At 46.3% G+C, this 19,273-nt stretch carries 15 protein-coding genes and 2 tRNA genes; 8 read left to right on the top strand and 9 right to left on the bottom strand.

The window, feature by feature from the left end; translation table 11 throughout:
• Positions 1–188: 188 nt before the first annotated feature.
• Positions 189–953, bottom strand: a complete 765-nt coding sequence (gene ompR / locus ACVLR6_RS13240) for an osmolarity response regulator transcription factor OmpR (RefSeq protein ID WP_005180561.1) — start codon at positions 951–953, stop codon at positions 189–191.
• A 335-nt stretch (positions 954–1,288) separates the two neighbouring features.
• Here ompR and ACVLR6_RS13235 point away from each other — a divergent pair, with 335 nt between their 5' ends.
• Positions 1,289–3,640 carry a Tex family protein gene (locus tag ACVLR6_RS13235; protein ID WP_005180559.1) on the top strand — a complete coding sequence of 784 codons (2,352 nt, stop codon included), beginning with the start codon at positions 1,289–1,291 and terminating at the stop codon, positions 3,638–3,640.
• Between the two features lie 106 nt (positions 3,641–3,746).
• A complete protein-coding gene (locus ACVLR6_RS13230) occupies positions 3,747–5,051 on the top strand; it encodes an IS4 family transposase (protein WP_455995082.1) in 1,305 nt (434 codons plus the stop codon).
• Positions 5,052–5,094: 43 nt separating this feature from the next.
• Here the strand turns inward: ACVLR6_RS13230 and ACVLR6_RS13225 are convergent, their stop codons facing one another.
• From ACVLR6_RS13225 to ACVLR6_RS13215, 3 genes are all read right to left on the bottom strand, one after another.
• A complete protein-coding gene (locus tag ACVLR6_RS13225) occupies positions 5,095–5,409 on the bottom strand; it encodes a hypothetical protein (protein WP_005180556.1) in 315 nt (104 codons plus the stop codon).
• Positions 5,410–5,491: 82 nt separating this feature from the next.
• The gene (locus ACVLR6_RS13220) at positions 5,492–6,379 is read right to left on the bottom strand and encodes an SDR family NAD(P)-dependent oxidoreductase (protein WP_160240891.1); all 888 of its coding nucleotides are present in this window, start codon (positions 6,377–6,379) and stop codon (positions 5,492–5,494) included.
• A 308-nt stretch (positions 6,380–6,687) separates the two neighbouring features.
• Entirely contained in the window at positions 6,688–7,965 is a 1,278-nt protein-coding gene (locus ACVLR6_RS13215; protein WP_005180552.1) for an O-acetylhomoserine aminocarboxypropyltransferase/cysteine synthase family protein, read from the bottom strand.
• 316 nt (positions 7,966–8,281) lie between these two features.
• Between ACVLR6_RS13215 and ettA the strand changes: the two genes are divergently transcribed.
• A complete protein-coding gene (gene ettA, locus ACVLR6_RS13210) occupies positions 8,282–9,943 on the top strand; it encodes an energy-dependent translational throttle protein EttA (RefSeq protein ID WP_005180550.1) in 1,662 nt (553 codons plus the stop codon).
• Positions 9,944–10,199: 256 nt separating this feature from the next.
• Here ettA and ACVLR6_RS13205 read toward each other — a convergent pair whose 3' ends face one another.
• The 5 genes from ACVLR6_RS13205 to ACVLR6_RS13185 all read right to left on the bottom strand — a co-directional run bounded on the left by ACVLR6_RS13205 (position 10,200) and on the right by ACVLR6_RS13185 (position 12,900).
• On the bottom strand, positions 10,200–10,541 hold the full coding sequence (locus ACVLR6_RS13205; RefSeq protein ID WP_005180548.1) for a hypothetical protein: 342 nt from the start codon (positions 10,539–10,541) through the stop codon (positions 10,200–10,202).
• A gap of 150 nt (positions 10,542–10,691) precedes the next feature.
• Positions 10,692–10,767 (bottom strand) — tRNA-Glu (locus tag ACVLR6_RS13200).
• Between the two features lie 28 nt (positions 10,768–10,795).
• A tRNA-Ala gene (locus ACVLR6_RS13195) sits at positions 10,796–10,871 on the bottom strand.
• Between the two features lie 57 nt (positions 10,872–10,928).
• A complete protein-coding gene (gene gltX, locus ACVLR6_RS13190) occupies positions 10,929–12,437 on the bottom strand; it encodes a glutamate--tRNA ligase (RefSeq protein WP_455995413.1) in 1,509 nt (502 codons plus the stop codon).
• A 151-nt stretch (positions 12,438–12,588) separates the two neighbouring features.
• The gene (locus ACVLR6_RS13185; protein ID WP_005180544.1) at positions 12,589–12,900 is read right to left on the bottom strand and encodes a hypothetical protein; all 312 of its coding nucleotides are present in this window, start codon (positions 12,898–12,900) and stop codon (positions 12,589–12,591) included.
• 570 nt (positions 12,901–13,470) lie between these two features.
• On the opposite strand from ACVLR6_RS13185, the gene ACVLR6_RS13180 reads away from it, so the two are divergent.
• From ACVLR6_RS13180 to ACVLR6_RS13160, 5 genes are all read left to right on the top strand, one after another.
• The gene (locus ACVLR6_RS13180) at positions 13,471–14,490 is read left to right on the top strand and encodes a sulfate ABC transporter substrate-binding protein (RefSeq protein ID WP_005180543.1); all 1,020 of its coding nucleotides are present in this window, start codon (positions 13,471–13,473) and stop codon (positions 14,488–14,490) included.
• A 185-nt stretch (positions 14,491–14,675) separates the two neighbouring features.
• Positions 14,676–15,587, top strand: coding sequence for a 16S rRNA (cytosine(1402)-N(4))-methyltransferase RsmH (rsmH, locus tag ACVLR6_RS13175; RefSeq protein WP_455995411.1), 912 nt, complete (start codon positions 14,676–14,678; stop codon positions 15,585–15,587).
• An 11-nt stretch (positions 15,588–15,598) separates the two neighbouring features.
• On the top strand, positions 15,599–15,931 hold the full coding sequence (ftsL, locus tag ACVLR6_RS13170) for a cell division protein FtsL (protein ID WP_005180539.1): 333 nt from the start codon (positions 15,599–15,601) through the stop codon (positions 15,929–15,931).
• Positions 15,932–15,943: 12 nt separating this feature from the next.
• Positions 15,944–17,767: a penicillin-binding protein PBP3 gene (gene ftsI, locus ACVLR6_RS13165; protein ID WP_168370776.1), complete on the top strand. Its 1,824-nt coding sequence runs from the start codon at positions 15,944–15,946 to the stop codon at positions 17,765–17,767.
• Positions 17,768–17,778: 11 nt separating this feature from the next.
• The gene (locus ACVLR6_RS13160) at positions 17,779–19,272 is read left to right on the top strand and encodes a UDP-N-acetylmuramoyl-L-alanyl-D-glutamate--2,6-diaminopimelate ligase (protein ID WP_455995409.1); all 1,494 of its coding nucleotides are present in this window, start codon (positions 17,779–17,781) and stop codon (positions 19,270–19,272) included.
• Position 19,273 lies beyond the last annotated feature (1 nt).

Genomic DNA, 19,273 nt, shown 5'->3' with positions numbered 1-19,273 from the left:
AGGCAGGACTCAAGTAAATTACTTATGTTTCTGCGAAATATTGGTTGAAATGACGGAATTTGCCGAGTTTTGCGGATGACAATGGTTTTGCTTACTTTTGCCGAAACAAAAGTAAGGCGAACCGCAGGTTGTATCCCATCAGTGGGGAATAGACCGTAAGACTCCGTCATAGATTCGATGAGTGAGCTTTATTCCGCACCATCTGGAACAAAGACATAACCCACACCCCACACCGTTTGAATATAACGCGCACGTGCCGGGTTTTCTTCAATCAGGCGGCGTAAGCGAGACACTTGCACATCAATCGAACGTTCCATTGCGCCCCATTCACGGCCACGCGCCAGATTCATCAGCTTGTCGCGGGTCAGCGGTTCACGAGGATGTTGTACCAGCGCTTTTAACACTGCGAACTCGCCTGTAGTTAAAGTCACGACTTGACCTTCACGGGTCAGGGTACGGGTCGAAAGATCTAGCGCCCACGGTCCAAAGCTGACCACTTCCATCTGCTGGCTTGGTGCGCCTGGGACTTCACGTACCTGACGGCGTAATACGGCACGAATACGCGCTAACAGTTCGTTCGGGTTAAACGGTTTTGGCAGATAGTCATCGGCACCTGCTTCAAGGCCGGCAATACGGTCTGAGTCGCTGCCGCGTGCGGTCAGCATGATAATTGGCGTATCAATACTGGACTGGCGTAAACGGCGGCAAATGCTCAGGCCATCTTCAACCGGCAGCATGAAATCGAGCACGATCAGGGAAAACAGCTCGCGTTGTAACAGGCGATCCATTTGCGTAGCATCATGGGCAGTTTTGACCACGAAACCTTTATCTTCCAGAAAACGCTGTAACAGCGTACGCAAACGCACATCATCATCGACAACGAGAATGCGTTCAACGCGGTCAGTTTCGGTATGTACGGCATCTGTATTTTCAGCAGGTACAACTAAACTCATGATGTGCTCCTTTATTCTTTATTGTGGTCGTATGCAAAGCTTTCACTGACTTTGAGTATACGATTCATCTGTATGCCTTGACTATGCTCTAAAGCAACAAATATTGCAGTTAAAATCAAGACATAGATACCAAATATATACATCTATGATAGAAGATAAATCCCACAATTTGGGGAAGAAAAGGCCCTGAAATGATGAATTTACCGCAAAAATGTGAAATATCTGCGAATTGGCAAGAATCGCCATCTGTAAATTTCATAAAACAATTGTGGATTTTATGGGCCTGGTCTTTATAATCATGCCATTTAGTACTTATCCTTGTGGGATCAAACACGATGACTGACTTAGTTCAGCAGTTGGCAAAAGAACTTGCCGTACGTCCAAATCAGGTAGAAGCTGCCATCAAACTCATTGATGAAGGTGCCAGTGTTCCTTTTATTGCACGTTACCGTAAAGAAGTAACGCAGGGCTTAGACGATACGCAACTTCGCCAGCTCGATACACGTTTAGCGTATTTGCGTGATTTGTTTGAACGCCGTGAAAAAGTGATTGAATCACTAAAAGAACAAAATAAATTATCTGATGATTTATTGGCACGTGTGAATGCGGCTGAAACTAAAAATGCCTTAGAAGAAATTTACGCGCCGTACCGTCCAAAACGTACCAGCAAATCTTTTAAAGCCAAAGAAGCCGGCTTGGGTCCAATCGCAGAGAAAATCTTTGCAGAAGCGATTGATCCAGTAGAAGCGCTTGCCGGCTTTAGCCATGAAGATTATCCAGACCTGGAAAGCCAGCTCGATGCGATTCAGCATATTTTAATTGATGACTGGGCGCAAAATATTGCACTCACCACTGAACTGAAAGCAACCTTTGCCAAAACCGCTGTGCTGAAAAGTCTGGTGGCCAGTGATGAGAAAAAAGAAGTCGGTAAAAAATTCCGTGATTACTTCGATTTCTCTGAAAGCCTAAACAAAGTGCCATCACACCGTTTGCTGGCCATGCTGCGCGGCCGTCAGGAAAACGTGCTGGGCTTAAAAGTTGATGGTGAAGATGAAGCACCACTGGCACGTATTGAAACCGAATACAATTTAGATGCCGTGCAGCCACAAGCGCGTCAGGACTATTTAAAGCAGACCGCAAAACTGTTCTGGCTGGGTAAAGTTCGCCCGACCATTGAGCATTCCTTACTGACTGAAAAACGTCTGGCGGCTGAAGCAGAAGCAATGCAGGTGTTTGCTGAAAATCTCCGTCATCTGCTGCTGTCTGCACCTGCTGGCGCACGTACGACGCTGGGCGTTGACCCGGGCATCCGTACCGGTGTGAAACTGGCGGTAGTGAATGAATCAGGCGATGTATTGGCGCACAGCACTATTTATCCATTTGCACCAAAAGATGATAAGGCAGGTTCATTAACGGAACTGGCGCGTCTTTGCCGTGAATTTAACGTCGATTTAATCGCGATTGGTAACGGTACCGCAAGCCGTGAAACTGAAGCGCTAGTGGCTGAAATGATGGCCGCGAATTCTGACCTGAAACTGACCCGTGTTTCGGTGTCTGAAGCAGGTGCTTCGGTTTATTCAGCTTCTGAACTGGCTTCACAAGAACTTCCAGAACTGGATGTGTCGATTCGTGGTGCAGTATCCATTGCCCGTCGTTTACAAGATCCATTGGCAGAGCTGGTGAAAATTGATCCGAAATCAATTGGTGTGGGTCAGTACCAGCACGATGTGAACCAGACCGGTTTGGCCAAAACCCTGGAAGCAGTGGTGGAAGACTGTGTGAACTCGGTAGGTGTGGATGTGAATACGGCATCTGCAGCAATTCTGGGTTATATCGCCGGTCTGAACAAATCTATTGCTCAGCAAATCGTGGACTTCCGTAAGGAAAATGGCCGTTTTGACAATCGTCAGGCTCTGAAAAAAGTGCCACGTTTAGGTGAGCGTACTTTTGAGCAGGCGGCTGGCTTCTTGCGTATTCAAAATGGTTCTGAGCCACTTGATGCCTCTGCGGTGCACCCGGAATCGTATGCGCTGGTGTCTAAAATTGTGGAAGCCAAAGCGACTACAGTCAAAGATATTATTGGCAATACTGAAATTATCCGTCAGGTCAATGCAGAAGAATTTGTAGATGACCAGTTTGGTTTGCCAACCATTCAGGACGTGCTGAGCGAACTTGAAAAGCCGGGCCGTGACCCGCGTCCGGAATTCCGTACTGCCAAATTCCGTGATGATATTACCGAAGTATCGCAATTGTCTGAAGGCATGCAGCTAGAAGGTGTGGTCACCAATGTCACCAACTTCGGTGCCTTTGTGGATGTCGGTGTGCATCAGGACGGTTTAGTCCATATTTCTGAACTGGCCAATGAATTCGTGTCTGATCCGCATAAAGTGGTGAAACCGGGTCAAATTGTTCAGGTGCGTGTTTTAACGGTAGATGTTGAGCGTAACCGTGTGAACCTGTCGATGCGTCCGGAAGGTGCTGCTGCAGCGAAAGCGCCACGTCAGCCACGCCGTGACCAAAATGAACAGCGTACTGAACGTAAGCCGCAGGGTAAACGTCCGCAACAGGCGCGTCCGCAGGGTGATCGTCCTCAGGGCAAAAAGCCGCAAGCGGCAAAACCACAAGACAATAAGATTGGTGGTTTAGGTGCATTGTTATTGCAAGCCGGGATTAAAGGTTCGAAGTAATCTTTAGCTCTTAAAAAAACCTCCCAATTGGGATAATGCCAGTCAGTTAAGCAAATTTTAGTAAAATGTAGTAAAAATGAGTGTATGTAAATACGCTCATTTTTTTATGTCTTTATCTGAACATTTAGAATCCACTCTTGAACATGCTCTCCCATCACTTAGCCATTTTTGTGAACTTATTGACTTAAATTGGATTGAAACATCTCTGCATCAAACAGGTAAGGCATCGATCAGAAGGAGAAAATTACCTGCTGAGCACGTGGTTTGGCTTGTTCTTGGGCTTGCCTTGTTTCGCAATCAACCCATCAGCTATGTGGTAGAACAATTAAAACTCGTGTTTGGTACAACAGATTATTGTGTTCCTAGTGCAGCTGTCCAAGCTCGACAACGTTTAGGTCGAGAACCCTTAGCTGCCTTATTCTCCTTAATCAGCCAAGCATGGTTTGATGAATCACAACAACAATATTCAACCTTTCAAGGTCTTAGTGTATGTGCTGTTGACGGGGTGGTTTGGTCTATGCCACTGACCAAGGAGAATTTTAATCATTTTGGCTCATCTAAAGGTAAAACTGCTGTAGCACCTTACCCACAAGTTAGAGCCACGTGTCTAGTGAATACCAATACTCATGAAATCATAGATGCCCAAATAGGCAGTATGGATCAAGGTGAACTCACATTAGCAAATCAATTATCTCCTCCAGCACAAAGTATTACTTTGTTTGATCGAGCTTATTTCTCTGCTGATTTTTTAATAGGCTGGCAAACACGTGGAGAATCAAGCCATTGGCTTATGCGAGCTAAAGATAATTTACGTTATGACATAATTAAACGGAATTCCCCACATGATTTTCATATCAGGATGCCAATATCAGCAAGAGCCAAAAAACTTAATCCAGCATTAGGAGATTACTGGGAAGCACGTTTAATTGAAGTTGAGCAGGCAGGAAAAATCCGCCGTTATATCACTTCATTATTAGATTCAAAGATATACCCACTTATAGCCTTGGCAAAGTTATATGCTCAGCGTTGGGAAATTGAAATGTGTTACCGAGAAATTAAAAGCAATTTACAGGAAGGTAAGCACTTAAGGAGCAAACAGCCAGACTTAATTTATCAAGAATTATGGGGTGTCTTGATTGCTTATAATGTTCTAAGAAGACAAATGAAATATATGGCTCAACGTGCCAAAGTAAGCCCGTTGAGGATCAGTTTTCATATTGCATCTATTGCCCTTCTTAATTTACTCAGATTCGACTCTTTGGCTTCTGCAGGTAATTTACCCAAACATCTGGAAAGTTTAATGGAGAAATCTAATCGGTATGTTATACCTGAGAGAAGAGTGAGGAGTTATCCAAGGGTTGTAAAAGGAAAACCTCAAAAATACCCAAGAAAAAGCCAGTCAATCTCTTAACTGACTGGCATTACCCAATTGGGAGGTTTTTTTATTGCCCTATTTAATTGACCATCGGCACAATCCAGCTACATAAAATCAGCATAATACCCAAATGCCCCAGCTTGCGGGTAAAACTCACCAGTGGCGTAGGCGGCTGTTCCAGCTGTTTGGCATATTCCTGCAAACTCAGCTTATTGGCAGCTTTACTGGAAAATAAAAACACACCTAAATCAATACAGATCAGAATCGTGCCCACATCGGCAATCAATTCCATCAGCTCATAATCCTGATGATATAGCGCCATCGCCACCTGATAGCCCAGAAACAGGGCAAAGGCAAAACACCCATATTGCAGAATAAGGGAAAAGGTCCGCATAGTCTTACTTTAACTGTTCAAAATGAGGGGTTTTATAACATAAAAAGACCTGTCATTAGACAGGTCTTTAAAAAGGATTATTTTACCAGTGTTCACCCGGGAACAAACGGGCATACGCTTTTTGTACCCAGTTCAGCTTTTGTGGCTGACCCACCGAAGCCGATGAACTTGGGAACAGGTTATAACCAATCGACATCAGCTTGTTGTTAATATCCGGTGCAATCGCATAAGTAATTGAAGCCAAACGGCCTAAATGTGTGGCAATTTTCTTCGGACGTTTCACAATGGCATAGCAGATTAAATCGGCCGCCTGTTCCGGTGAAAGGGTAGGAACATATTTATACATCTTGGTCGGTGCGATCATTGGAGTGCGCACCAGCGGCATATAAATGGAGGTAATTGCAATATTGTGTGAATGTACTTCGGCCGATAGACAGCGGCTAAAAGCATCCAATGCGGCTTTAGAGGCAACATAAGCCGAGAAACGGGTCGCGTTGGCCAATACGCCAATCGAGCTGATGTTAATAATCTGGCCGCTACGACGTACCATCATTTGTGGCAGGATATTCATCACCAGACGCACGGCACCAAAATAATTCAGCTGCATGGTGCGTTCAAAATCGTGGAAACGGTCTAAAGATTCATGCACGGCACGACGGATTGAACGTCCGGCATTGTTAACCAAAATATCAATATGATCGACAGACGCTAAAATATCTTTTGAAGTCTGGTCAATGGCTTCCCAATCGTTTAAGTCACATGGGAAAATAGATGCTTTGCCGCCTTTGGCTTCAATCTCTGCTTTGACCTGCTCCAGGGTTTCCTGGGTACGTGCCACCAGCAGCACATGCGCTCCCGCCTCTGCCAGACGATAAGCGGTGTTCAGTCCGATACCACTGGATGCACCGGTAATCAGTACGGTTTTTCCATTTACTTTTTTCTTGAAAAGTTTCTCTAGTTTTGCCTTCACACTCGTATCCCTGCTTGATTAAAAGATCAGACTCAATGGTCTTTGTTATTTGAATTTTTGCGCCCAATCTCATTGGTTCGGGCTGTTATGATGGGCATTATAATAACCGAAGTTTAAAAAAAAGCTATAAAATAAGTGCTTGAAATTGAAAGTTATTTTAGAGTAATTGCTCTAATGGGGTGTTTTGGTGGATTGGTAAATTCTGCTTAAAATTTTTCGACAAAGCAAGTCCTTGTTTCTATGTTTAAAAAGCAAAAAGTCTGCCATTGCAGCGCAAAAGCAGACCGTTTGTCGTGAAATTGCAATAATTAGACGCTAGCCAGTGCCTGCTCCAGATCAGCAATCAAATCATCAATATGTTCAATGCCAATCGACAGGCGCACCATATCTTCACTTACCCCCGCCGCTTTCAGCTCTTCATCATTTAATTGTCGATGCGTTGTTGTAGCCGGGTGGCAGGCCAGACTCTTGGCATCGCCAATATTGACTAAACGGGTAAACAGTTGCAGCGCATCAATAAAGCGGGTGCCGCCTTCACGGCCATCTTGCACACCAAAGGATAGAATCGCAGACGGTTTGCCTTTAACATATTTTTGCGCCAGCGCATGTTGTGGATGATCTTTTAAGCCGGCGTAATTGACCCATTTCACTTTAGGGTGCTGCTGCAAATATTCCGCCACTTTTTGGGCATTTTCGGTATGACGTTCCATGCGCAGGCTTAAGGTTTCCAGTCCTTGTAGAATCAGGAAAACATTATGTGGGCTAATCGCTGCACCAGTATTGCGTAGCGGCACCACGCGGGCGCGGGCAATAAAGGCCGCTTCGCCCAAGGCTTCGACATAATTCACCCCGTGATAGCTTGGGTCAGGGGTATTTAGAGATTTAAAACGTTCAGGATATTTGCCCCACGGGAATTTACCGCTATCGACAATAATTCCACCAATCGAAGTGCCATGACCGCCAATATATTTGGTCAGCGAATGCACCACAATATCGGCACCAAAATCAAAGGATTTTTGCAGCACCGGTGTGGCCACCGTGTTATCCACCACCACCGGAATGCCATATTCATGCGCAATTTGGGAGATGGCTTCTAAATCAATAATATTGCCGAGCGGATTACCAATGGATTCCACAAAAACCAGTTTGGTTTTGTCATCAATTAGTTCGCGTAAGGCTTCCGGGTTCTGATAATCAAAGAAACGGACTTCGACGCCCTGTTTGGGCAACGTATGTGCGAACAGGTTGTAGGTACCGCCATACAGGGTTGAAACCGATGCAATATTATCGCCGGCTTCGGCCAGAGTCTGAATGGTATAGGTAATTGCCGCCATCCCCGATGCGAGTGCCAGCGCACCAATCCCGCCTTCGAGCGCTGCCACGCGTTGTTCCAGCACTGCCGTAGTCGGGTTCATGATACGGGTATAAATATTGCCTTGTACTTTTAAATCGAACAGATCGGCACCGTGCTGGGTATTGTCAAAGGCATAAGAGGTGGTCTGGTAAATGGGTACTGCCACAGCTTTGGTGGTCGGTTCAGGGGTGTAGCCAGCATGAATGGCCAAAGTTTCAGCTTTATACGTCATTTTTCGTTCATCTTGCGTGAGTTATATTTTGATCAAGTGTAGCAGGTCTATTTATGAAATAAAGAGGGAAATATCTGCAATAATTATCTTTAAATTTCATAAATACGCCCTCATTTTAAAATTTCAACGGCGGATAAGGCTGCAATGTATGCCTGAATTTTGGGCACTTTAAAGAGTTGTAACAAAGCGTGGAAGATGAGGCCGATCCCTTATCTTTTTCTGGCTTTCAGGTATAATAGCCGATTATTTTTTCGCTCATTTGAGTAGGGGTGGCGGTTTTGCCCCCGAAATTGGTTTTTCTATTGAGGAGTCCTACGTGGCCCAATATATTTATACGATGAACCGAGTGTCGAAGATGGTTCCGCCGAAGCGCGAAATCTTAAAAGACATCTCTTTATCATTTTTCCCAGGCGCAAAAATTGGTGTGCTTGGTCTAAACGGTGCAGGTAAATCGACCTTGCTTCGTATTATGGCGGGCGTAGATAAAGATTTCTCTGGTGAAGCACGTGCACAGCCAGGAATTAAAATCGGCTACCTTGAGCAAGAACCACCGCTCGATCCAACCAAAGACGTTCGTGGTAACGTGGAAGATGGCGTACGTGAAGCGCTTGATGCATTGGCGCGTCTGGACGAAGTATTCGCTGAATATGCAGCTGAAGATGCAGACTTTGATGCGCTTGCAAAAGAGCAGGAAAAGCTGGAAGCCATTATTCAGACTTGGGATGCGCACAACCTGAATAACCAGCTGGAGCAAGCCGCAGCGGCATTAAACCTGCCAGCATGGGATGCAGATGTGACTAAGCTTTCAGGTGGTGAGCGCCGTCGTGTGGCACTGTGCCGTTTGCTATTGTCTAAACCAGACATGCTGCTGCTGGACGAACCGACGAACCATTTAGATGCTTCATCTGTAGCCTGGTTAGAACGTTTCCTGAAAGACTTCCCGGGCACCATCGTGGCGATTACGCACGACCGTTACTTCCTTGATAACGTTGCCGAGTGGATTCTGGAGCTTGACCGCGGACATGGTATTCCATATCAAGGCAACTATTCGTCTTGGTTAGAGCAAAAGAACGCGCGTTTAGAGCAAGAGCAGAAGCAGGAAGAATCTTTTGCGAAGGCATTGAAAAAAGAACTTGAATGGGTTCGTTCAAATGCCAAAGGTCAGCAAAAGAAAAACAAAGCGCGTATGGAGCGTTTTGAAGAGCTGAACTCACGCGAATTCCAGCAGCGTAACGAAACTTCTGAAATCTACATTCCACCTGGTCCACGTTTGGGTAACAAGGTGGTTGAGGTTGAAGGCATCAGCAAGTCATTTGGTGATCGTACCCTGTATAAAGATTTAACCTTCACTGTACCACCTGCAGCAATTGTCGGTATTGTGGGTGAGAACGGTGCAGGTAAAACCACACTGTTTCGTATGATGACTGGTGAAGAGCAGCCAGATACCGGTACGGTAACACTGGGTGAATCGGTTAAAGTCGCTTACGTGGGTCAGATTCGTGACACGCTAGATGACAACAAAACCGTGTGGGAAGAAGTGTCTGGCGGTTTAGACATCTTACGTATTGGTGAATACGAAATTGCGTCACGTGCTTATATTGGTCGCTTTAACTTTAAAGGCCAAGATCAGCAAAAACGTGTTGGTCAATTGTCAGGTGGTGAGCGTAACCGTTTACAACTGGCAAAAATCCTGCAAATGGGCGCTAACGTCATCCTGCTCGATGAACCGTCAAACGACCTGGACATCGAAACTTTACGTGCGCTTGAAGATGCAATTCTGGTCTTCCCGGGTACCGTGATGGTGATCTCGCATGACCGTTGGTTCCTCGACCGTATTGCAACGCACATCCTGTCATTCGAAGGTGAAACTCCTGAATTCTTCACTGGTAACTATGCTGAATTCGAAGAATACCGTCGTAAACGTGATGGTGATGACCTGATTACCAAGCGTCAGAAATATCGCAAAATTGGTGGTTAATCCCATCTAAATAAAAAACCAGCCTTCGGGCTGGTTTTTTGATGTAGTTTGAATAGAGAGCTATAAAGAGATGGGTATTATCCTGGTCGCGCTATATAGATATAGAAGGAAGGCGTGTAGCGATCGCAGGAAGTGTGCAATACTTTTAGCACTTCATTGAAGGAGATGATTTTTTACCTTTTTATAATCATGGGCTGGCGTTGGGAGCTATCCTGATCAACGCCAGATGCAGCTTTGTTTGAATCAATGAGAAAAATCAGATTTCCCACTCATGGTTGCATTCGCGGCATTTCCATTTCTTCTGGTTTTGCATAAAAGCCTGCATTGAAATTTTAAAATCTGGCAAATCACGATAGAACATGAAGCCGGCAATTAAACAGATCACAAAGACAATTACGGTTGCTGTTTGCAGGGTAGTGCCCGCACCATCACCAAAAATCCACATGGCAATACTAATCAGCACCAGCAGCAATAAAATAAAAATGGCTGGAATCAGAAATACCAGGCTTTTTGGCACCACCGGACGTGGAGCTGCTTGGCCTGCTTGCGCAACAGGCATGATTTTCGGGCTTTGACACTTCGGGCAACGGTATTGCATTACAACTCCAAAATTCTAATCTGTGGTTTATTTTAATCGGAATACATCAGAAAGCAAAAAAGCACAGCAAAATAAAACAACAGGCAATAAAAAACCCAAGTCATAATGCTTGGGTTTTTTATCAGATCACTTTAAAAGTGAGCTTAAATATGGCGTCCCTACGGGGATTCGAACCCCGGTTACCGCCGTGAAAGGGCGATGTCCTAGGCCTCTAGACGATAGGGACTTATTGAGGCAACACAATTATGAAACCATGGTGGAGCCAAGCGGGATCGAACCGCTGACCTCTACAATGCCATTGTAGCGCTCTACCAACTGAGCTATGGCCCCAGTCTGTGTGAGCGCTATATTATGAAGATAATGCTCACACGTCAACAAAAAACTGCATTAACTTGCATCAACTGCATCATTTTTCGGCAATTTTAAGCTTTCATTGAGTTTTTCCCAAGCTTTTAGCTCTTTTTTGCTTGGTCCACCCACAATTTCCAGCGCATGGCGCAGGCGGGCAAAAGTTAAATCCGGGCCAATAGTGACCATGGTCTGCATCACTGGCGTAGATGCAGTTGAACCGGCAATGGCAATAAAGAATGCCGGCATAAAGTCGCGCAGTTTAATTTCCATTTGTGCGGCCAGGTCCATTAAGGTCTGGCTCACGGTGTCATTGTTCCAGGTGAACAGACTTTCCAGACGCCAGATGGCAAACTGCAAGCTTTGACGAACCTGTTCTTCAGACAGTTTTTTATTTTCAAACTGTTCTTTTGAAAGTGTCGGGAAATGGTTGAAGTAGTGCGCAGACCAGTTCACGGCTTCAGATAATAAGTTGATACGTGGCTGAATCGCGGCAGCAATTTCTTCCAGTTTGGCACGATCAGCTTTCCAGGCTAACAAGGTATCAAGCAGTTCAGCCGGAGAAAGGGCTTTAATCCACTGACCGTTGAGCCAGTTCAGTTTTTCCACATCAAAGATTGGACCGCCCAAAGACACACGGTTGATGTCAAAGTGTTCAATCATTTCCGCCAGGGTGAATTTTTCACGCTCGTCTGGCATTGACCAGCCCATGCGGCCCAAATAGTTCAGCAAGGCTTCTGGCAGTACACCGATGTCTTTATAGTAGTTGATTGAAGTCGGGTTCTTGCGTTTTGACAGTTTGGATTTGTCCGGGTTACGCAGCAGCGGCATGTGGCACAGTACTGGCATATCCCAGCCAAAGTATTGATACAGCAACTGATGTTTCGGTGCTGATGGGATCCATTCTTCACCACGAATGACATGGGTGATTTGCATTAAATGGTCATCGACCACGTTGGCTAAATGATAGGTTGGCAGGCCATCGGTTTTTAGCAGAATCTGCATGTCGACTTGCGCCCAAGGAATTTCCACTTCACCGCGCAGCATGTCGTTAAATTTGCAGATGCCTTCGGTTGGAATTTTCATGCGGATTACGTGCGGTTCGCCTGCCGCCAGACGACGCTGAACTTCTTCGGCAGAAAGCTGTAAACCGCGACCGTCATAACGTGGAGATTCGCCACGTGCTTGCTGCTCAGCACGCATCTGGTCCAGTTCTTCTGCAGTTGCGAAGCAGTAGAAGGCATGACCTTTTTCAACCAGTTCCAGGGCATACTGTTTATAGATGTCCATACGCTCCGATTGACGGTATGGCGCATGTGGGCCACTCACATCTGGACCTTCTGACCAGTTCAGGCCTAACCAGCGCAAAGAATCAAGAATCATTTGTTCAGATTCAGGGGTCGAGCGCAGCTGGTCGGTATCTTCAATACGCAAAATAAATTCGCCGCCATGCTGTTTGGCAAAGCACAGGTTAAACAAGGCAATATATGCAGTGCCTACATGCGGAAAACCGGTAGGAGAAGGAGCAATACGGGTACGAACAGTCATAATCAGTAATGAGTCAGAATGTAAATTGGAATCTATTATAACGAAAAAGCCTGATCACTTAATGCTTTATTCTGCATTCGATGATCAGGCTGCAACAGCACGCGGCTTGAGGGGGAGTCAGTCGCGCGCAGGTTCAGTTCAATCCGGTCAATTAAGACTGGTTCGAGCTGAAGAAGGATTGTACAAAACGGCTAAAACGCTGGTTTTGTGAAGCAAAGAAATTCTGGGTTGGCGCTGCTTTAATTGACGTCATCATTTTCAGGTCATTATCGGCTTGCAGCTTGTCTGTTTTGGTGGTGCCTAACTGTTCTTTTTGCTGCAACAGGGCTTTTTCAATGAGGGAAGGTTTTGCTGGCGTCATTTTCACCGCAGTATGGGTATTTTTAACCACTGCCGTATGGCTGGTTTGCGCCATCAGGCCCAATCCTAAACTTAAACACAGTACATAGACTGACTGTTTCATCCTGATACTCCCCCAAACTGGTTTTGGATTTAATTTTTTTACGTTGTGGCTACTATATAACCACAGATAAAATGTAAAAAGTAAGAACTGCATCACACTTTTTACAAAAATATAAAAAATGTCAGGCTGCTGGTTACTTCTATTCACATTTCGCTGTTGAGTACATGTTTTAGCAAATAACTGTGAAGAGAAAGTGAAGATCAGCAACAAAACTTATCTTATATCATATTTTTTTATATATAATTATGCAAGTTTCGTATTTTATTGATATGTAACTGGGTATTTAGGTGAATGGATCAAGCGCGGGCTATCTCATCTTAATCTTGCTTTAAATCAGGACATCTCGTTAAGCGTTTGAAAGCCGGGTTTATTCATATTTTTGAATATCTATTCCATAAAAAGCTATAACCTGATTTTGGCCCATCGGTTATGCTGCTTTTTAAAAGAAAAACAAATGATTAAAAGAAAAAATTGCCCCTCTTAAAACGAAAGTAAAAATTTTTCTGAATTGCGATTTATGATTTTATTTCATATAGTTAGCATTAATGTAGATAACCTATTTGTGCTGTCATGAAATCTCAAATTAAAGCTTTATTTTCAGCGGCTTTGCTGGCAACCGGCCTTGCGGCAACAGTCAATTCTGCCCAGGCAGCAGATCGTCAATTTTTAAACGTGTCTTATGATGCGACACGCGAATTCTATGATGAATTTAATGCCTCGTTTGGTGATTACTGGAAAAAGCGCACCGGTTTAAGCGTGAATTTCAAGCAGTCTCATGGCGGTTCAGGCAAACAGGCGCGTTCAGTGGTCGATGGCCTGAAAGGTGATGTGGTGACTTTGGCACTGGCCAACGATATTGAAGAAATCGTCAGATCGGGTCAAATCCAGCCGGGCTGGCAAAAAGAGTTCCCGCATAACTCGGCACCATATACCTCAACCATCGTATTTATGGTGCGTAAGGGCAATCCAAAGCACATCAAAGACTGGACCGATTTAACCAAACCGGGCGTACAGATTATTACCCCAAACCCGAAAACCGGTGGTCTGCCACGTTGGGTATACCTGTCTGCATGGGGCTATGCATTGAAACAGCCGGGTGGCAATGAAGCCAAAGCCAAAGATTTTGTCAGCAAGATGTATCACAACGTTAAAGTGATGGACTCTGCAGCACGTGCCTCAATGACCACTTTCGCAGAACGCGGCATTGGCGATGTACTGCTGACCTGGGAAAACGAAGCGCTGGTGACCCTGAAAACACTGGGTAAAGACAAGTTTGATATTGTTTATCCATCGATGTCGATTTTAACCGAGCCTTCAGTGGCAATTGTTGACCGTACCGTAGAGCGCAATGGCAACAAGTGGCTGGCAACCGGTTATATCAACTATTTATACTCACCGCTGGGACAGGAAATGGCAGCCAAACATTTCTATCGTCCACGCAATGAAAAGGTACTGGCCAAGTATGCGCATCAGTTCCCGAAACTGAAAACCTTCACCATTGATGAAGTATTTGGTGGCTGGGCCAAAGCGCAGCAAACCCACTTTGCGAACGGCGCCATCTTCGACCAGATTTATAGCAGCAAACGTTAATTGTCTGCATACTGGTTAAAAATAAATTCAAACAGCCTCCTTGTGAGGCTTTTTGAATATTTGGCAAAATCACAAAACGGTTTTCTCTATGAAAAGTAATATTTCTGTACAAAAAGTCGTTTGGAGCTTTGTCAAAACAAGGTAATAATGTGCAGTTAAATTTTGGCTGTATTGATTGAATCCTTATGTCGCATATTTCTGTATTACTCCACGAAACTGTTGATGCCTTGCTGGCAGAACGCAATACAGGAATTTATGTCGATGGCACCTTTGGCCGCGGCGGGCATACCCGTTTATTGCTGTCCAAATTAGATAAACATGCGCGTGTATATGCCTTTGATAAAGACCCACAGGCCTTAGCGGTTGCAGCAGAACTGGAACAGCAAGATCCGCGGTTTAAAATTATTCATGCCAGCTTTGCCGATTTAAAGCAGGAACTGGCCGCACGTGGTATTGAACAGGTTGATGGGGTGATGGCCGACCTGGGCGTATCGTCTCCGCAGCTGGATCAGGCTGAACGTGGTTTTAGCTTTATGCAGGATGGCCCGCTGGATATGCGTATGGACAACTCGCAAGGTGAAACCGCGGCAGAGTGGCTGCTGCAGATTGAAGAAGAAGCACTGGCCAATATTATTTTTAAATATGGCGAAGAACGTTATAGCCGCCGTATAGCTAAAGCCATTAAAAACGCCGGTTTGATTGAAACCACCGGCCAGCTGGCCGAAATTGTAAAAACTGCCCATCCAAAATGGGAAAAGCATAAACATCCGGCAACGCGAACATTTCAGGCCATTCGTATTGCTATTAATAAAGAATTAGAAGATATTGATATTTTCTTGCCTCAGGCCGTGGAAGTGCTGAAGCCTGAAGGCCGTCTGGCGGTCATTAGCTTCCACTCTTTAGAGGACCGTTTGATTAAACAGTTTATTCAAAAAGAATCAAGCTTGGCAGAAGATACCGGTTGGGGGCTGCCGCAAGTACAACAAGATACCCGCCGTTTAAAAAAGATTGCTCGTATCCGTGCGAGTGAAGAGGAAGTCAAAGCCAATCCGCGTTCACGCAGTGCGTGGCTGCGTGTGGCTGAAAAGTTAGCTTGAACAGGCGAAGAATGAAAACCAAAGCAGTTGAAAACAATACAGAACAGTCACGACTGAAAAAAATGGTCGTCTATTTGATTTTGTTGGCCCTGGTGTTTATCAGTGCGCTCATGGTGGTCTTTCAGGTGTTTGAATATCGACATGATTATCGTCAGCTCAGTTCTTTTATGCGTGAGCGCGATGATCTCAATGCCGAGTGGGGCCGTCTGCTGATTGAACAGCAGACCTTTGGTGCCACCGCCCAGATCGGGACACGTGCCGTAACCCAGTTACGCATGTATTCACCACCCACCGCACAAACTGTGGTGATTTCATTACCGACGACTTCAGAACAGAAACAATAGGGCTGGCTGTACATGGTAAATTCGCGTAAGAAGCAAACAGGTAAAAAACAGCAGTCTGTTACCCAAAAAAGCAGTTTAAATGTCGATATGTGGCGCTTCTACCTGATGTGGGGAACGGTGCTGCTGGTCTTTGTGGCGCTGGTCTGCCGGGCCTTTTATGTGCAGATTATCAATCATGATTTTCTGCAGAATAAGGCCAATGCCAATATTCTAAGAACTGAAAAACTCAAAGCCATGCGCGGCGTGATTTACGACCGGCATGGCGTGCCTTTGGCGATTAGTACCCCCATCATGAAAGTGGTGATTGATCCGCGTGATTATTTTGAGGCCAAAGAGCTGTATGACGACACCATGGCCGAGCTGGCCAAAGACCCGAATAACCGCAAACTCAAGCGTCAACTGCCCAATAAAAACCTGAATCTGGATGAACTGGCCGATGCGGTGGGCATGGACCGTCAGGAATTGCATCAGAAAATGCATGAGCGTCCGCGTTCGCGTTATCTGGTGCTGCAAAAAGAAGTACCGCCACAGCAGGCGGAGCTGATCCTGAAGCGCAACTTCCAGGGTGTCTATACCGAGAAAAACTATAAGCGTTATTATCCGCAGCCACAGCCGAATGCCCAGATTATTGGCCTGACCAATAGTGAAGGCACCGGGATTGAAGGTCTGGAAATGCAGCTGAACAGCCGTCTGGCTGGGGTCGATGGCGAACAGCAAATTATCCGTGATAAACGTGGTAACCGGGTTAAAGATCCGGAAGTGATTAAAGAAGTCGAGCACGGTGAAAATATCACTTTAAGTATCGACTCGCGCCTGCAATACATCATGTATCGTGAACTGACCGCTGCCGGCGTGGCCAATAATGCCCGTTCTGCCACAGCCATTGCAGTCGATGTGAAAACCGGTGAAATTCTAGCCATGACCAGCTGGCCATCGTATAACCCGAATGACAAAAAGGGCCTGGAGAACAAAGATGCCATGCGTAACCGCGGGGCAGTCGATTCCTTTGAGCCGGGCTCGACCATGAAGCCATTTACCGTGGCCATGGCGCTGGAAAGTGGTAAATATTCGGCCAATACTGTGGTCAATTTAGGGGGTGGTTCGATGCGTGTTGGTAACCATACCATCCGTGATACCCGCAATTATGGCAATTTGACCCTGGCTGGCATTATCCAGAAATCGTCTAACGTCGGCGTGGCGAAAATTGCCCTGTCTTTGCCCTATCCAACCTTGCCCACCTTCTATAAACGCTTGGGCTTTGGCCAGCGTTCGGCTGTGAAATTCCCGGGTGAAAGTGCCGGTCTGATTCTGCCGCCGAGTAAGTGGAATGTCTCTGAAGTCGCAACCATGTCCTATGGTTATGGCCTGAATGCAACCGTGCTGCAGCTAGCCGATGCCTACGCCATGCTGGCCAATAAAGGCGTCAAGATGCCGCTCAGCCTGTTCAAGCTGGAAGAGCAGCCACAAGGCGAACAGATGATTGATCCAAAAATTGCCGATCAGGTACTGCTGATGATGGAAGCAGCCACCTTGCCGGGTGGAACCGCGACCCGTGCTGCTGTACAGGGATATCGCGTGGCCGGTAAAACCGGTACCGCGCATAAGCTGCGCGCCGACCGTAAAGGTTATTCGCAAAGTGAATACCGTGCCTTGTTCGCCGGGGTGGCACCTGTGAGCGATCCGCGTATTGCGATGATTGTCGTGGTTGAAAATCCGCAAGGTACCTACTACGGCGGTACAGTCTCTGCACCGGTGTTTGCCCGTGTGATGCAGGAATCTTTACGCCTGCTCAATGTCCCGTTGGACAAACCTCTAGAATCTCCCAAAGTCCAGTAAACAGGTGATCAATGTCGATAACATTTGAAGATCTTTACGCCGTTCAAGATAGCGCTGAATGGATGCGACAATCCTTTCAGGGTTTCGAACTGGACAGCCGCAAAGTTACAGCAGGGCAAATTTTTATTGCCCTGACCAGTTTTTCGCAGCCTGAAAAAACCGTCCAGTTTGCCGAAGCAGCGTTGGCACGTGGCGCGTTGGCCATTATTGCAGAAACCGATTTGGGTCTGCCGAATCAGCTGATCGTACCGGAGGTACGTCACTTAATGGGGCAGTGGCAAAAACAGTATCTGCATGCCACGCAGCCGCTGCAGGCTGCACGTATTCTGGCGGTTACCGGTACCAATGGCAAAACCACGATTTCCCGTCTGATGGCAGAACTGCTGATGTTACAGCGCAAACCGTGTGCGGTGATGGGCACCACCGGCAATGGCATTTTGCCGAATCTGGAAGCCTCTTCGCATACCACGCTAGATGCCTTACAGCTCCAGCAGGCCCTGCACAGCTATGCCCAGCAAGGCGCTGAATTTGCGGCAATTGAAGCCAGTTCACACGGACTGGAACAGGGTCGTTTAAATGGCTGTAGCATTGAAATTGCCGTGTACAGCAACTTAAGCCGTGACCATCTGGATTATCATGGTACGCTGGAGGCCTATGCTGAAGCCAAAGCCGCGCTGTTCCGTTTTGCCAGCTTAAAAGTGGCGGTCATTAACCTGGATGATGCCTTTGCTGAAGTTATGCTGGCCGCCGCGCGTCAGAATCCGGCACAACCAAAAATCCTGACTTATTCCACCACGCAAGCGGCGGATTATCAGGTGCAGAATATCGAATACAGTCTGGCTGGTGCGCAGTTTGAACTGATCAGCGCCCAGCAGCGTTATCGTGTACACAGTCCGTTACTGGGCCATTTTAATGTGGAAAATCTGGTGGCCAGTCTGATTGCCGTTGAGCAGGCCGGATTTGACTTGTCGGATTTAATTGCCAGCGCGCCACAGCTGCAAGGTGCACCGGGACGGATGCAGGTGATTCGTGATGGCGAACGTCTGTTTGTGGTCGATTATGCGCATACACCAGATGCCTTGAAACAGGTGTTAATTACCCTGAAACGGCATGTATCACAGCAGCTCTGGGCTGTCTTTGGCTGTGGCGGCGATCGTGACCGCGGCAAACGTCCGTTAATGACCCAAGCCGCGCTAGAGCAGGCCGATATCGCCTTGCTCACTTCGGACAATCCACGGACTGAATCGCCTGACCAGATTTTTGCTGACATGCAGCAGGGCATTGATTTTAGCGGCCACAGCTATCATGAAATCCGTGATCGTCGTGAAGCGATCAAGTTTGCGGTGAAGCAGGCCCAGCCGGGCGATATCGTGGTGATTGCCGGTAAAGGTCACGAAAATTATCAGGAAATTGATGGGGTGCGACACTGGTTTGATGATGTCGTTGAAGTTCAGGCTGCAATTGATGCCCAGCATCATGCTACCAGCTCTGCCTATCCCGCCTAAT

Source organism: Acinetobacter sp. T63 (assembly GCF_053852345.1).
Note: the sequence above shows the minus strand (reverse complement) of the source record. Positions and strands in the feature narration are given on the sequence as shown.

Excerpts from the sequence above, each read along its gene's own strand:
- ACVLR6_RS13225 (WP_005180556.1), bottom strand. The coding sequence starts at position 5,409 with ATGCGGACCTTTTCCCTTATTCTGCAATATGGGTGTTTTGCCTTTGCC.
- ompR (WP_005180561.1), bottom strand. The coding sequence starts at position 953 with ATGAGTTTAGTTGTACCTGCTGAAAATACAGATGCCGTACATACCGAA.
- ACVLR6_RS13235 (WP_005180559.1), top strand. The coding sequence starts at position 1,289 with ATGACTGACTTAGTTCAGCAGTTGGCAAAAGAACTTGCCGTACGTCCA.
- rsmH (WP_455995411.1), top strand. The coding sequence starts at position 14,676 with ATGTCGCATATTTCTGTATTACTCCACGAAACTGTTGATGCCTTGCTG.
- ACVLR6_RS13160 (WP_455995409.1), top strand. The coding sequence starts at position 17,779 with ATGTCGATAACATTTGAAGATCTTTACGCCGTTCAAGATAGCGCTGAA.
- gltX (WP_455995413.1), bottom strand. The coding sequence starts at position 12,437 with ATGACTGTTCGTACCCGTATTGCTCCTTCTCCTACCGGTTTTCCGCAT.
- ACVLR6_RS13185 (WP_005180544.1), bottom strand. The coding sequence starts at position 12,900 with ATGAAACAGTCAGTCTATGTACTGTGTTTAAGTTTAGGATTGGGCCTG.
- ftsL (WP_005180539.1), top strand. The coding sequence starts at position 15,599 with ATGAAAACCAAAGCAGTTGAAAACAATACAGAACAGTCACGACTGAAA.
- ACVLR6_RS13230 (WP_455995082.1), top strand. The coding sequence starts at position 3,747 with ATGTCTTTATCTGAACATTTAGAATCCACTCTTGAACATGCTCTCCCA.
- ACVLR6_RS13205 (WP_005180548.1), bottom strand. The coding sequence starts at position 10,541 with ATGCAATACCGTTGCCCGAAGTGTCAAAGCCCGAAAATCATGCCTGTT.
- ftsI (WP_168370776.1), top strand. The coding sequence starts at position 15,944 with ATGGTAAATTCGCGTAAGAAGCAAACAGGTAAAAAACAGCAGTCTGTT.
- ACVLR6_RS13215 (WP_005180552.1), bottom strand. The coding sequence starts at position 7,965 with ATGACGTATAAAGCTGAAACTTTGGCCATTCATGCTGGCTACACCCCT.
- ACVLR6_RS13180 (WP_005180543.1), top strand. The coding sequence starts at position 13,471 with ATGAAATCTCAAATTAAAGCTTTATTTTCAGCGGCTTTGCTGGCAACC.